Genomic DNA, 13852 nt, shown 5'->3' on the forward strand with positions numbered 1-13852 from the left:
TTATCATGATCAAAAAAAAATTAATGCTACTTACTGCTGCAGTATGCACTATTGTACAATCCTGTAGTTCATACAAGAACGAAAACGGTATGTATAAACCATCTAGGCAGTCTGGTGGTAGTAATACAACCAGTAATAATGCGCCACATGTACGTCCTAAATATGCAGATCCTACTAATGATTGGTGTTTCAAACATATTTTTGGAGAAGTTCTTTCAGAAGAAGGTAATCAAAATGATTTCACAAGAGATTTATTAAATAGTGTATTAGAACTTCAAAATGATGAGAAAATTGTAGAAATAAGGCTCGATAATAACTATTTGTCTACAGGAAGGAAAGAAGATCGTGGTTTTATAACGGATGTTCATTGTATTGATAATAAAAAAAGAAAGTTTATTGTTGAAATGCAAGTAAAGGACCATACAGGTTGGGAAGAACGTATACAGGGATATGTTGCCCGTGATTATGGTAGTCAATTTGAAAAAGGGGAAAATTATGAAAATATATCACCTATTCGTTTATTAGCCATTACTAAATTTAAGATGTTCAAAGACGAAAATGAAGACATACCATATATTTCTCATCATAAGATCACAGAAGAAACAACTAATAAATGTGTATTCAATGGTATGAAATGGACTATTGTAGAATTAGCTAAGTTTAATAAAAGAGTAGACGAAATAAATACACAAAAAGATCGTTGGATATTTCTTTTAAAGAATGCTAAAATGCTTTCAGAAGAAGAGAAAAAAAAACTTACTGATGATGTAATTATTAAAAGTGCATGTGAACGTATAGACAGAACTACTTGGAGTCATGAAGATAAGATTTATTATGATCGTGCAGAAGATAGAAGGAAGGTAGAAAATGGTTCTTTTGACAAAGTAAGCAAAGAAAGTGAAGAAAGAGGGTTAAAAAGAGGTAGAGAGGAAGAACGAAAAGAGGTTAAGCAAAGAGATAATAGAAGAAAAAAGAGAAGAATTGAAAAAGAAATTGCAAAGGGTTCAGCACCTGATACTATAAAAAAAATTATTCTTAGTGATTATAGTGACTGTGATGAAACTGATATTGAAAATATGATAAATGAAGTAATAGAACAAAGAACTAACCAGTAACATAACATTGTGTCTGTGTCTTTTGAGCAGAGCCATAGCAGTAGTAGATCCACCCGAAGCCACGGATAAGTGTATAATGGACTGATTTTTTCAGTCCATTATAGTTATTTATTTTTTTTTATAATTGGATAGGAAGCTTTTATAACCATTGCAGTAGTGGTTCCAATAAATGCTTTAACCAAATCTCCAGGGATAAAAAGCATACTTCCACTCCAGGCTTTTATTAAGGAGATATGAGTAATAAGATTAAGCCATAATGTGCCTGTGGCATATACAACCAATATGCCTCCAATGATCATATATATAAAAGCTTTGCTATGGGTTAAAGAAGACCATTTTTTTTCAAACAAAAAACCAATAACAAATGCGCCAATTGGCCACCCTAATAGAAACCCACTACTTGGTTCTAAGAATGACCCTATACCACCACGGCCTCCTGATAGAAGGGGAAAGCCTAAAGCTACCAATCCTAAAAAGAGTATTTGAGCAAGTGCGCCTTTTTTAGAACCTAAAATACTACCCGCAAGCATTAATCCTAAAGATTGTGCTGTTATAGGAACCGGGATTACGGGGATTCTGATGAGAGGCATTATGCCCAATACAGCAGTGATTGCTGCAAAAAGAGCTACATAAGCTATATCTCTAGTATTCATATGCTTAGTGTGATGATAATATGGCTGTCTAAAATCTAATAAAAATTGTTTCCACTAAAATCCATTAAAATTACTAGCGTACTTGGGAAACTTTTTCTTTTCTATTTGGGGACCAATCTATAAAAAATTATGCAAAACACAGAAAAAATGATGTTAGGCATCCATATATCAAGTAGTTGATGTTCACTTTGCTTCTCTATAACGGCTTTTGCAGATAAGAAAAATACAATGTACAAGCAGGCCAATATAAAACCTAATGTAATTTGTGTGCCTACACTTCCTCTGGGTTTTCGAACGGCAACTAAAAAGCCTAGTGTAATAAGAATAATAATAGCAAAAGGAGTCATATATCGAACATATTTCTCCGCTACAAAAAGGCGAACAGCTTCATTTCCTTTATCCATAAGTTTTTTAATATGAAGATCCAATTCTGAGAGTGTTAATCCTTCCTTTAGGTTTGGATTAATTGTAAAATCTTCTGGATCCACTTGTAGAGGAAGTGCAAGTGTATAACCCTCCGTTATTGTTTCATGTTTTGGGAAAAGTGTGCGCTTATGCCAATATCTGAATTCCCATGTTTGGGTTTTAGCATTCCATCTAATTTTTTCAGCATGTAACCTTTCTACAAGAGCTGCATTTTCGAATGTATCCAAACTTACATTGTATCCTGTATTGTTATAGGCATGATATTTCTTAATATAAAGATATTGGTTCGCTCCTACCTTTAAGTGAAGGGAATCTGACGTAGCAGTTATAGAAAAAGCGCCACCATTTAAGTATTTTGTATCAAATTTAACACGCTCCTTATTTGCGTCTGCTAATAACCAACCTGTTAAGTAGAAATTACATCCTGTTAATATGCATGCAATAATTAGATAAGGTCTTATAATGCGGTTAAAACTAATACCTCCACTTAACATAGCAATAATTTCAGAACACTGTGCCATTCTGGTTGTAATCCAAATGGTGGTAATAAAAACAATAATAGGCCCTAAAAAATTGATCATATAGGGAAGGAATGCAACGTAATAATTGAATATTTTATAAAATGAAAGATTGTGCTCTTTAAAATAACTTACATTTTCCGTTACATGAATAAGTATAATAAGTAGTGTAATGATACTCAGTATTACTAAAAATGTAGAAAAGAATTTTTGGAAAATATATCGGTCTATTAGCTTCATATATTTATATTTTTTCCATAATAACTTTAAGTATACGGTCTTTCCAGCTTGAAAATGTATTTTTCATAATCTGTTCTCTAGCTTGGCGCATCAGCCATAGATAAAAAGTTAAATTATGTACGCTGGCTATCTGAGCGCCCAATAGCTCCCTAGAATTAATTAAATGATTGAGGTAAGCCTTTGAGTAATAACTGCTAAATTGAGTCCCTAATGCAGTATCTATAGGGCTAAAATCGGTCTTCCACTTTTTATTTTTAATATTTATAATGCCTTGTGTTGTAAATAATGTGCCATTTCGTCCATTACGGGTAGGCATTACACAATCAAACATGTCCACACCCAATCCAATGCATTCTAAAAGATCCAATGGAGTACCTACACCCATTAAATAACGGGGTTTTTCTTTAGGCAATATGTCACAAACAAGCTCTGTAATTTCATATAATTGTCCTGTGGGATGACATACACCACCTATTGCATTGCCAAATCGATTTGCTTCAGCTATAGTTTCTGCTGATTGAATGCGTAAATCTTTGTAAATACTACCTTGTACAATGGGAAAAATTGTCTGGTGGCTATTCCCATCTGTTAAAGTAGCATTAAAATAATTGCATCCCCTTGTCATCCAACGGTGGGTACGCTCCATAGACTCTTTGGCATATGCATAACTACATGGATAAGGTGTACATTCATCCAAAACCATCATAATATCAGAACCAATACTACGTTGTATATCCACAACAGATTCTGGCGTAAACAAATGCTTCGACCCATCCAAATGAGACCGAAAAGTAACCCCTTCTTCTGTAATTTTTCGATTATTGGCTAAAGAATACACCTGATAACCTCCACTATCTGTTAAAATAGGTCGTTTCCATGCCATAAAATTATGTAAACCACCTGCTGCATCCAATACATTTGTCCCTGGACGAAGATAAAGATGGTAGGTATTACCTAAAATAATGTCCGCATTAATTTGCTCTTCTAGGATATGCTGTGAAATGGATTTTACAGATCCAACAGTACCCACAGGCATAAAAATGGGTGTTCGAATGATCCCCTTACTAGTAATGATAAGCCCTGCTCTCGCCTTAGAGCTCTTATCTTCGTGTTCTAATGAAAACTGCAATGAAAGTATTTTTAAACTATTAAATAAATCCCAGTTTTATTGCGAAAACTTATTTATACAAATTCCACATTGAATTACGGGTTAAATATACTAAATTCGAGTCAAGATACAGTTTGTATTATCAAGTATTTTAACCTCTACCTATAGATAGTCTGATGAACACTACATTTCCCAAAAGATCAACTCCATTTATTCTAGTTATTGAAGGCATAGACTTTTCTGGAAAAACCACTCTAGCTGGTCATGTTCAAGATATTTTGACTAATACTGGCTATCGTGTGAAATTACTACATGACCCTAAAGGGAGCACAAACTCAAAAGTAATTTGGGAAACAATTTTAAAAGTTAAATCACAAGATGCCGATCCCACTACAGAACTTTTTCTTTTCCTTGCAGCACGGAATGAACTTATTCGTACAGAGTTACTAAAAGATGAAGTGGATATTATTATTTTTGATCGGTTTATTTTTTCTACCATTGCTTATCAGCTAACCCATAAGCCAGCATCTTGGGAACCTTTTTTAGCTACACATCGTCATTTTTTAGGTATAATGCCCGATCTATGTATCTATTGTGACATAGATTTTGATGCCTTGCAGCACAGGAGCCAACAAAGAGACAAGAAAGATTACTTTGATAAGATGACGAAAAGTCATTTTGAAACTGTGAAATTAGCTTATCAGCAATCACTTGAATTACAGCTATGTCCTGTAATTCAACTTAAAAACTCAAAAACTGATTTTGTAAAAATAATGGATCATATTATGCTCCATATTCGTACTGGTAGTGGTTTAAATACATGATGCTAATAAAGCAAGGACATTATTGAAATACATTAAACGTTTCTTCTAATCCCACATTCCGCTGCTGGTTTCATTACATGTATACGCTCTAATAGACGAGAAAATGCTCCAAGAAGAACAGCTTTCCGGTCAAGTTTTAGACCATTTAAGTATGATTTCCTCGGTAATAGATAAAATTGGATTGATAGATAAAGTCGATAAACACCTGTCTGTTTCTGCCAGACACGGAGCAAAAATAACCAATTGCTTTTTCTCCCATTAAAATTTAAAAGAAGCAGTAAGTTGGTATTAAAACAACTTACTGCTTCTTTTAGGATATGACATAAGCCAAGTGTAAAATAAAATAGATATAAATAATCTATTTTTACATCATGCCACCCATACCACCTCCCATTTGATGAGGCATCGGATTGGCTTTTTCATCCTCAGGTTCATCAGATACTACACATGCAGTAGTAAGAAGAAGCGAAGCAATAGAGGCTGCATTTTCTAATGCTAATCTAGTTACCTTAGTAGGATCAATAATTCCAGCTAGGTAAAGGTCTTCAAACTCATCTGTACGAGCATTGTAACCAAAAGCAGCATCCTTGTTTTCTTTTATACGCTGTACTACCACAGACTCTTCACCACCTGCATTGGCTACGATTGTTCTCAACGGTGCTTCTAGTGCAAGTTTTAATATTTTAATACCTGTTTTTTCATCTTCATTTTCAACAGATATAGTATCTAATACACCAGATGTAGCAATGCGTAATAATGCAATACCTCCACCTGGAACAATACCTTCTTGAACAGCAGCTCTAGTAGCATGCAGTGCATCATCTACACGATCTTTTTTTTCTTTCATCTCAACTTCTGTAGCAGCACCAATGTAAAGAATAGCCACACCACCAGAAAGTTTTGCTAAACGTTCTTGTAGTTTTTCTTTATCATAATCGGAAGTAGCATGCTCGATCTGAGCCTTAAGTGGAACTATTCTAGCGTCAATATCTTGCTTTTTACCACCTCCATTTACAATAATGGTGTTATCTTTATTCATATTCACCTTTTCAGCTGTACCAAGAGATTGTAAAGTAGCATTTTCCAGTTTGATACCTTGTTCTTCAGAAATTACTTCACCCCCTGTAAGTACAGCAATATCTTCTAACATGGCTTTCCTTCTATCACCAAAACCTGGAGCTTTTACAGCGGCTACACGAAGGGCACCTCGAATTTTATTAACAACAAGTGTAGCTAAAGCTTCACCATCTACATCTTCAGCAATAATTACTAATGGTTTACCAGTTTGAGAAACCGCTTCTAGAATAGGAAGTAAATCCTTCATCGTAGAAACTTTTTTATCACAAATCAAAATGTATGGATTAGAAAGCTCTACTTCCATTTTTTCTGTATTTGTTACAAAGTAGGGAGAAAGATACCCTCTATCAAACTCCATGCCCTCCACGACTTTCACTTCTGTTTCAGTTCCTTTTGCTTCTTCAACAGTAATTACACCATCTTGACCCACTTGTCCCATAGCATCTGCGATCATTTTCCCAATTTTATGATCATTGTTCGCAGAGATGGTAGCTACTTGTTCTATTTCCTGAGGGCCAGAAATTTTTTTAGAAGTTTCTTGTAGTTTTTTAACTACTGTTTGCACAGCTTTGTCTATACCACGTTTTATATCCATGGGGTTAGCGCCTGCAGCCACATTTTTAATACCATGCGTGAAAATGGATTGTGCTAAAAGCGTTGCTGTAGTAGTCCCATCTCCAGCACTGTCAGCTGTCTTAGAAGCAACTTCTTTTACCAACTGAGCACCCATGTTTTCTATAGGATCCTTTAAGCTAATATCTTTAGCTACAGAAACACCATCCTTAGTAACACTAGGTGACCCAAATTTTTTGTCTAGAATTACATTTCTACCTTTTGGTCCTAAAGTAACCTTTACAGCATTGGCCATTATGTCAACACCTTTTTTAAGCTTTTCTCTAGCTTCTGAATCAAAAATTATATTTTTTGCCATTGTATAAATAAGTTTATTATAAAGTTAAAATATTGATTCCTACAATTAAGCAATAGCATAAATGTCAGCCTCCTTCATGATAAGATAAAGTTTGCCATCTATATGCAACTCTGTGCCGCTGTATTTTCCATAAAGAACCTCATTCCCAACTTTAACAGTCATGGGTTCATCTTTTTTTCCTGGACCTACTGCAATAATTTTTCCTTTTTGAGGTTTTTCTTTAGCACTATCAGGAATAATAATTCCTCCTGCTGTTTTTTCTTCTGCTGCTGCAGGTTCTACCAATACCCTGTCAGCTAGTGGTTGTATATTAATTGTGTTCATAGCTTCTATATCTATCTAAATTATATTTGTTGTTAAGTTTGTATATCATATAACTCAAAATACGGGAAACGTACTAATTTTTAGCATATTTCCTATATGCGCTACAACATATTTCATGCCAAATTAAATAAAGTCTTGGATCACTCATCCAGAATGAACTAAAAAGTGACAATTCGTCTGTTATCCATGCCTTGCCCAACAATTGCTCACAGTTAACAATAAGGGAATCATAATATTTTGTTCATCTTAGTATTTTTTATATCATTGTATCGGGTAAACTTTACCGTATTGAATGATAAGCCAATTCAAGGAATTAGCAGTCCATAACACTTATGATGTTTCTTTTTATGTTTGAAAATCAAAAAAATATTGTACAAAGATTTCTGTCTATTGTACTTTTTACGCCTGTAATTACTTTTGCAATTGTTTGGTCTCCATGGACTTATTTTTTTCTGTTTTTCTATGTGGTGATGCTATCTATGCTAGAGTTTTATAAATTAATTAAACATACTAATGTCTTACCTATGCGTGGTTGGGGAATTTGGCTTGGCTTACTTTTATATACCATTGCATTTGCATACTATCTACAAAATAACATTACACCCATACTTGGTTACATATATATACCATTATTCTTTTCAATCTATGTAATTGCACTTTACAACAGAGCATCTTCTAATCCCTTTTTAAGTATAGCTTCTACCTTATTGGGTATTTTATATATTGCGGTTCCTTTCTGTATGCTTCATTGTTTAGCATTCTATCAAGGAGCGTATTCTTATCAGTTAATATTGGGTCTTTTGATCATTGTATGGAGTCAAGATACTGGCGCCTATTTGGTAGGATATACTATAGGGAAATCTAAGTTATTTGAACGTATATCTCCCAAAAAAACATGGGAAGGTGTATTTGGTGGTATTTTATCTGCAGGAATTGCTAGTTGTGTTATTGCATATTTTTTTGATATTTTACCATTGTGGCAATGGATATCCATTGCTGGGATTACTATCGTTACAGGAGTTTATGGAGATTTGGTTGCGTCACTACTAAAAAGAAGTGCAGCTGTAAAAGATTCTAGTAAAATAATTCCAGGACATGGAGGTCTTTTGGATAGGGTAGATAGTTTGCTATTAACTATTCCTACAGTAGTAGCTTTTTTAAAAATAATTGCATTTGTAGGATACAACAATTAATAGTTCAAGGTATTTCCCCTTCATCATCACGGTTTTAAGGTTTTTGAACAATGAAAATACATAAAGAAGGCAAAGGAATTTTATTATGGACACCTGTCATTTTGTTTGCCATTTATTATAGCCTTCAGAAAAAAGAAGTCTTTAATTATCGCCAATCAATTGGGTTTGCAGTTGTAAGTAGTGCTTTTTATTTTTGGTTAATCTATTTTTTTAGAGATCCTTATCGTATTATTCATACCCATGATCAGTATATCTTAGGTCCAGCAGATGGAAAAATTCTTAGTATTCAGAGGGTCTATGAGGAGGAGTACTTACAGGCAGATCGAATCAAAATAAGTATATTCATGTCTCCTTTTAATGTGCATGTCAATAGATTTCCTATGTCTGGTAGGATTATATATTTTAAATATCATCCAGGAAAATATTTTGTGGCCTTTCATCCTAAGTCCAGTACACATAATGAAAGAACGACTATTGTTCTTGAAAATGAGGATAAGCAACAAATTCTTTTTAGACAAATAGCTGGCTTTATGGCACGTCGAATTAAATTCTATTTTAAAAAAAATGATGAAGTAAGGCAAGGTGAAAAATGTGGGTTCATTAAATTTGGCTCAAGGGCAGAGGTTTATTTACCAGTTGATGCAGATATTCAGGTGTCTGTAGGAGACAAAATCAAAGGAGGTATTACTGTTTTAGCAAAAATATAGGCACTCTTTAAACCTAATTTTTCATGTGTTATAGAAATATTGCTAGCTTTAGCAACAATAAAGAAAAGTTGAATAAACAGTTTAAAAGCATAAATATAGGAATGATGCAGCGATCTATCCATACGCTGTACTTTACCATGATCTTTTCCCTTTTTTTTGTAGCAAATTGTGGTAGTAAAGATTCTGAAAAGCAAAATAATAATAAACATGTATCAACGACCACGCATCAAAATCAACATAAACAAATTGTTCAAACTGCTCCTAAAAAGAAAAAAAAGAAAAAACTAAAAACAGTAAAAGTTGCTAAAGTAGAAGAGAGGAAACAGGCTATCGTATTATTACATGGCTTAAATAGAATATCTTATGATTTTGATATAATGAAAGCTGCTTTGCAAAAAGCATTTCCTTATGCAACTATAGTAGCTTTAAAATGCGTAGATAAAGCCCCTAAAAAGTGGGGGCTATCTCTTAGTATGAAACTCTCTATAAAGGAGCAAGCTGAATTATCTTACCAGGAAATTAAAGCTGTGTTGGGCAGAAACAGGCATGTCGTTATATTAGGGCATAGCCAAGGAGGATTGCGTGGTTTTACTATTATCAAAGAATATGCAGATAAGCTAAAAGAGGAATTAGGTATAACTATAGAACAACTAATAACAATAGGTACGCCATGGACAGGAGCGACTGTAATGGACCATCTAAATGACCCTAACGTTGTTAATCAACAATTAGATGATTGTAAGGACACCTTGGAAAAAATAGATGAAAAATATAGAAAAGGTATTGTTAGATATGTTTTAAAAACAAGTCTAGCAGAAAATTTTCCTTTTCTTGTTAAATATTTAGGGCAACGGATAGTGGATACAACTCAAGGAGCTGCAGATTTAAAACGAGATAGTGATTTCATTCAGAATTATGTGCAGAAAGGTCTCAAGGAAATAAATGTACCCATTAAAGCAATAGCTGGTGTTTTAGTAGACTTTTCTAAATTGTTTGATTATTTTCCTAGTTCTATTAGTAAACAGGAATTAGAAAAGCTCAATCGCACTTATGCAAAACTTATAGGCGGTGATCCAATGTGCGAACATGATATGTTGCTTACTGTTGCTACCCAACATGCAGAAGGAATAGATAAAAAAGATTTCAAGTGTATAAAAATAAATGATGTATGCCATGGTAATAAAGTAGGTATTTCTGTAAAGAAAGGTATTGCTGAATTAGATAATAATAAGGTTATACAAACAGTAACAGAAATTACAGAAAATGTCTTCTATAAAAAAGAACAGGTAGAGGTAGAAGATACTACTCCGACAGCCGCCCTTGGTGGATAGATAGCTGTACTGTTAGATGTCTACAATAACAAGATCAGTAATGTCTACAAGTCAGCGTAAGACAATACTTATTGCTAATGCATTTATTCATTTTGATAATGCTATATATGGCTATTTAGTTCCAATTATTGCACCTGTTTTTTTCCCTGACAAACATATTGTTATCCAACTTGTATTAGGATATGGCCTTTTTATGACTTCTTTTTTAGCAAAACCATTTGGTATACTCTTTTTTAGTAGAATCGCGGAAGATAAACAAGAATCCGTAGCATTGCGCTATACCCTTGTAGGTGTAGGAATGGGTTTAATCGCTATTGGGTTATTGCCGAGTAACAAGGAGGCAACATGGTGGAGTGTGATCTTACTAATGCTATGTAGAATCTGTATAGAAGCTTGCTCAGCTGGGGAACATCATATCGCTAGATTGTATCTACTTAAAGATGCTTCTACACAACAGGCAAAAGGAGCTTCCATTGCTTATCAAGTTTCAACCATGGTAGGTATACTATTGGCTGGTGGTGTAGGAACTATTTTTGCACTAATTCATGATTCAGCACAATACTGGCATCTTCCTTTTGTTATAGCAGGCGTATTAACTTTATTAAATCTTATTATTTTTAGGTTATATGTAACAGATTTAAATGTACAGTCAACTGCTGTTTATAAAATAGATACAAAAACATCTTATGTTCTTTTTCTGAAATTTTGGAAAGAGCGTATTGCCATCATACGTATTGCTATAGTCACGGGATTTAGCTACGTTACTTATACAGTGCCATTTTTATTTATGAACAGCTTTGTTCCATTGGTGACAGGCATTTCTTATGCAAGTATGATGCAACATGTAACAATATTCATGGTATTGGACGTTGTTTTACTGATCTGGATGGGTTCAATTTGTCGAAAATATGATCATAATAATCTGATGGCCGTATCTAGTTTATTCATTGGCTTATCTATAATGCCACTATTTTATTGGTTAAGAGGGGCTTCCATGTTGTATGTAATGTTTGTACGTTGTTGGTTGATTTTTTTTGGTGTTATATTTTCCTGTTTTATAACACTTTGGGCAAAGGAACAAGTATCTAAAACGACACCTTATATTACCATCGGATTTGCTACCGTATTAGGAAGTACTTTGTTAGGTAAATCTGCTACATCCATTTGTTTGTATTTATTTCATTGGAGCAATAATCCCATAGCCCCTGCTTGTTATATAGCTATTTTAGCAATTATTGCGAGCATGATCATGGCTGATTCTGCATCAGAATAAATGCTATACACAATTTGATTGCCAATAATTCACATTGCCTTGCTTTTGATAAGTTACTAAGCTTGGATCTGGAAAGACTTTTTTTATTTGATAAATCCAAGCTCTTAGGCTTCCCCACTGCCCAGTCCCGCTCAACTGTAGTTTTGCCCAAAGCTTTGGCTAGTTCATCATTTGTTTCCTTAAGTTTATTAATTTGATCTTTGTAAATACTAACAACTTTTTCTGTATCAAATGCTAAGGAAGCATTGGTTAAAAATTGTTTCTTCCAGAGCTGGATACTTTTACCTGTTACAGATCAAGCCATTATATCCTCTCCAATTGGATTTTTGATGTAAAATAATTATATTCTTAATAAGGATCCAGAGTTATTCCCGTTGCTGGTGATCTATCACATCACATGCAGCGTAAATGCTATGCGTTCCTACACATGGGCTCTTTTGTATATATCCATTTAAGCATAGTGGTGTCATAATTTTGCATAAGGATTGGTGCAAAGGATGTACAACACATACAAATTTTTTATATACAAGGACTCAAGTGGAAATAGGCTAGGTTGTTTTTTAGACATGCTATGCCTATAGGTATAGACTTTCTTAGAAGGTTATTAAGTTATTTTAATATAAATTAAATTGATAATGAAATATTTCAGGAAACTCACACATTATGTGTATACGTCCATCTTATGGATTACGCTATTTTACGCTTTAGGCGCTTGTAGTCAGAAGCGAGTTACTCAAAATATCAGATTAAATAAAGCCCTTGTAGCAGGAGCTGCACTTTCAGAACCGTTCAGCCAAGCAATGTCTGTGCCACTTAATGATACAGCACTAGTGCCTACGGGCATTGATCTAAATCAAGTCTTATTTCCTGTATTGATAAAAGTACATAATGATAGTTTATTAGAAGATATAAATTCCAATAATGTTGAGATTTATTTACCAGAAATAGATGAAATAGAGCAGTCTATGGTGGATGGTACTATTGATTCTCAGAAATTAAAAACGATTACCAACAAGGGGAATACCATAAAGATGCCTATAGAAGAAATGCTTAAGGGGCTACCCATTGCTAGTATTACGTTTGCAGCTAACAGTGCATCAAATCTTTTTGGTGCTGGGTGGAAGTATTGTTTTGGTAGTCTGAGAAAAAAAAAGTATCGTTTTTACAGTTTTAGCCAAGATCATGCAGCACACTTAAATTTAGTGAAAGGTGGTACTTACCTTATTTTAATGTCTGTTGCCTTGTATCTTGAGTTGCAACAGGGTTTTCAGCGTGCAGATTTATTAACCATCTGGTCTAATGCAGGCGTAAGCTTAATGACAGCTGGAGTACATCTATTAAAATTACGTAAAAAGCAACCGGCTACCAGTGGATGGCATGCTTTTTCCAATACGGCTTCTGCTATTATTATTACCAGTGTTTCTCCTGATACACCTAATTATCATCCTAAAATGGTTTCTTCTTGGTTTGCAACATCTGATCAAATTGCAGCTCTTACAATGCGCATATGTAGTTATATCAGTAAAAGAAAATGGACTGAAGACCGGGTCAGGTATGAACAAGGAATGATAGGTAGAGATTTCTTTATTACTTCATTCTCTATAGCAATTTCTTCACGTACAACGATCAAATTTTTAGACTAGTTATTAAATGAATCATCTTAAAGATTTGTTTCGTAAGTATATAACATAAAAACACAGTTATTTGTACATAATGGATGGCTTTTGCGTAGATCAAAATCTGCTTCAGGGAGGGAAAAGGCCTAGTACTTACTCAACAGGTCTATATTCAGACTATTTAACACATTTTATTTATGAAACACATTTGCAAAATAATCGCCTTTTCAGCCATGTTATGGATGATTACTGGCATAAGTACTTGTAGAAGCATTGCACATAAGGCGCAAACTAAAATCCATAATACAATAGAGCAAAAACGTATTGCATCTGATCTCAAAACAGCCATTAAAAAGGGAGATTATTCGAAAGTAAAAGAACTGTTTAATAAGTATGATGCATATAAACACAAAAACATTGCAAATATAGAAATAAGGCGATGGCAATATACATGTCCTAATATAGATTACGTACAAGAATCTATTTTATATTTTGCTATTTTCTGTAGAAATGAGG

Annotated in this window: 14 protein-coding genes and 1 pseudogene; 9 read left to right on the forward strand and 6 right to left on the reverse strand. The window is 34.0% G+C overall.

The features are described 5' to 3' along the window. The first annotated feature begins 5 nt into the window (after positions 1–5). A complete protein-coding gene (locus tag CCPUN_RS00745) occupies positions 6–1115 on the forward strand; it encodes an Rpn family recombination-promoting nuclease/putative transposase (RefSeq protein WP_133281677.1) in 1110 nt (369 codons plus the stop codon). Between the two features lie 104 nt (positions 1116–1219). On the opposite strand, the gene CCPUN_RS00750 is transcribed toward CCPUN_RS00745, so the two are convergent. The 3 genes from CCPUN_RS00750 to tgt all read right to left on the reverse strand — a co-directional run bounded on the left by CCPUN_RS00750 (position 1220) and on the right by tgt (position 4081). Then, a complete protein-coding gene (locus CCPUN_RS00750) occupies positions 1220–1768 on the reverse strand; it encodes a biotin transporter BioY (RefSeq protein ID WP_133281678.1) in 549 nt (182 codons plus the stop codon). Positions 1769–1869: 101 nt separating this feature from the next. Then, positions 1870–2952, reverse strand: coding sequence for an LptF/LptG family permease (locus CCPUN_RS00755; RefSeq protein ID WP_133281679.1), 1083 nt, complete (start codon positions 2950–2952; stop codon positions 1870–1872). Between the two features lie 4 nt (positions 2953–2956). Then, positions 2957–4081 carry a tRNA guanosine(34) transglycosylase Tgt gene (gene tgt, locus CCPUN_RS00760; RefSeq protein WP_133281680.1) on the reverse strand — a complete coding sequence of 375 codons (1125 nt, stop codon included), beginning with the start codon at positions 4079–4081 and terminating at the stop codon, positions 2957–2959. A gap of 155 nt (positions 4082–4236) precedes the next feature. On the opposite strand from tgt, the gene tmk reads away from it, so the two are divergent. After that, positions 4237–4884, forward strand: coding sequence for a dTMP kinase (gene tmk / locus CCPUN_RS00765; protein ID WP_133281681.1), 648 nt, complete (start codon positions 4237–4239; stop codon positions 4882–4884). A gap of 103 nt (positions 4885–4987) precedes the next feature. Further along, positions 4988–5146 carry a DUF4277 domain-containing protein gene (locus CCPUN_RS04680; RefSeq protein WP_165941876.1) on the forward strand — a complete coding sequence of 53 codons (159 nt, stop codon included), beginning with the start codon at positions 4988–4990 and terminating at the stop codon, positions 5144–5146. 102 nt (positions 5147–5248) lie between these two features. Here the strand turns inward: CCPUN_RS04680 and groL are convergent, their stop codons facing one another. Beyond that, on the reverse strand, positions 5249–6892 hold the full coding sequence (gene groL / locus CCPUN_RS00770) for a chaperonin GroEL (RefSeq protein ID WP_133281682.1): 1644 nt from the start codon (positions 6890–6892) through the stop codon (positions 5249–5251). A 45-nt stretch (positions 6893–6937) separates the two neighbouring features. Further along, positions 6938–7216, reverse strand: coding sequence for a co-chaperone GroES (locus CCPUN_RS00775; RefSeq protein WP_133281683.1), 279 nt, complete (start codon positions 7214–7216; stop codon positions 6938–6940). Between the two features lie 347 nt (positions 7217–7563). Between CCPUN_RS00775 and CCPUN_RS00780 the strand changes: the two genes are divergently transcribed. Genes CCPUN_RS00780 through CCPUN_RS00795 form a run of 4 tightly spaced genes read left to right on the forward strand, consistent with a single transcriptional unit; the run spans position 7564 to position 11720 of the window. After that, positions 7564–8409: a phosphatidate cytidylyltransferase gene (locus CCPUN_RS00780; protein WP_165941877.1), complete on the forward strand. Its 846-nt coding sequence runs from the start codon at positions 7564–7566 to the stop codon at positions 8407–8409. Positions 8410–8459: 50 nt separating this feature from the next. Continuing rightward, positions 8460–9116 carry a phosphatidylserine decarboxylase family protein gene (locus CCPUN_RS00785; protein WP_133281685.1) on the forward strand — a complete coding sequence of 219 codons (657 nt, stop codon included), beginning with the start codon at positions 8460–8462 and terminating at the stop codon, positions 9114–9116. Positions 9117–9139: 23 nt separating this feature from the next. Next, positions 9140–10447 carry an esterase/lipase family protein gene (locus CCPUN_RS00790; RefSeq protein ID WP_133281686.1) on the forward strand — a complete coding sequence of 436 codons (1308 nt, stop codon included), beginning with the start codon at positions 9140–9142 and terminating at the stop codon, positions 10445–10447. Positions 10448–10463: 16 nt separating this feature from the next. Continuing rightward, positions 10464–11720: an MFS transporter gene (locus tag CCPUN_RS00795; protein ID WP_133281687.1), complete on the forward strand. Its 1257-nt coding sequence runs from the start codon at positions 10464–10466 to the stop codon at positions 11718–11720. 22 nt (positions 11721–11742) lie between these two features. Here the strand turns inward: CCPUN_RS00795 and CCPUN_RS04780 are convergent. Further along, positions 11743–12012, reverse strand: a pseudogene (locus CCPUN_RS04780) (IS3 family transposase); the annotation flags it as partial. A 373-nt stretch (positions 12013–12385) separates the two neighbouring features. Between CCPUN_RS04780 and CCPUN_RS00800 the strand changes: the two are divergent. Continuing rightward, positions 12386–13363: a hypothetical protein gene (locus tag CCPUN_RS00800; protein WP_133281688.1), complete on the forward strand. Its 978-nt coding sequence runs from the start codon at positions 12386–12388 to the stop codon at positions 13361–13363. A gap of 170 nt (positions 13364–13533) precedes the next feature. Further along, on the forward strand, positions 13534–13852 hold a 319-nt coding region (locus CCPUN_RS00805), incomplete at its 3' end, for a hypothetical protein (protein ID WP_165941879.1).

The organism is Cardinium endosymbiont of Culicoides punctatus (genome assembly GCF_004354815.1).
In the GTDB taxonomy this organism is placed as follows: Bacteria; Bacteroidota; Bacteroidia; order Cytophagales; family Amoebophilaceae; genus Cardinium.

Excerpts from the sequence above, each read along its gene's own strand:
- CCPUN_RS00745 (WP_133281677.1), top strand. The coding sequence starts at position 6 with ATGATCAAAAAAAAATTAATGCTACTTACTGCTGCAGTATGCACTATT.
- CCPUN_RS00750 (WP_133281678.1), bottom strand. The coding sequence starts at position 1,768 with ATGAATACTAGAGATATAGCTTATGTAGCTCTTTTTGCAGCAATCACT.
- CCPUN_RS00755 (WP_133281679.1), bottom strand. The coding sequence starts at position 2,952 with ATGAAGCTAATAGACCGATATATTTTCCAAAAATTCTTTTCTACATTT.
- tmk (WP_133281681.1), top strand. The coding sequence starts at position 4,237 with ATGAACACTACATTTCCCAAAAGATCAACTCCATTTATTCTAGTTATT.
- CCPUN_RS04680 (WP_165941876.1), top strand. The coding sequence starts at position 4,988 with ATGCTCCAAGAAGAACAGCTTTCCGGTCAAGTTTTAGACCATTTAAGT.
- groL (WP_133281682.1), bottom strand. The coding sequence starts at position 6,892 with ATGGCAAAAAATATAATTTTTGATTCAGAAGCTAGAGAAAAGCTTAAA.
- CCPUN_RS00775 (WP_133281683.1), bottom strand. The coding sequence starts at position 7,216 with ATGAACACAATTAATATACAACCACTAGCTGACAGGGTATTGGTAGAA.
- CCPUN_RS00780 (WP_165941877.1), top strand. The coding sequence starts at position 7,564 with ATGTTTGAAAATCAAAAAAATATTGTACAAAGATTTCTGTCTATTGTA.
- CCPUN_RS00785 (WP_133281685.1), top strand. The coding sequence starts at position 8,460 with ATGAAAATACATAAAGAAGGCAAAGGAATTTTATTATGGACACCTGTC.
- CCPUN_RS00790 (WP_133281686.1), top strand. The coding sequence starts at position 9,140 with ATGTGTTATAGAAATATTGCTAGCTTTAGCAACAATAAAGAAAAGTTG.
- CCPUN_RS00795 (WP_133281687.1), top strand. The coding sequence starts at position 10,464 with ATGTCTACAATAACAAGATCAGTAATGTCTACAAGTCAGCGTAAGACA.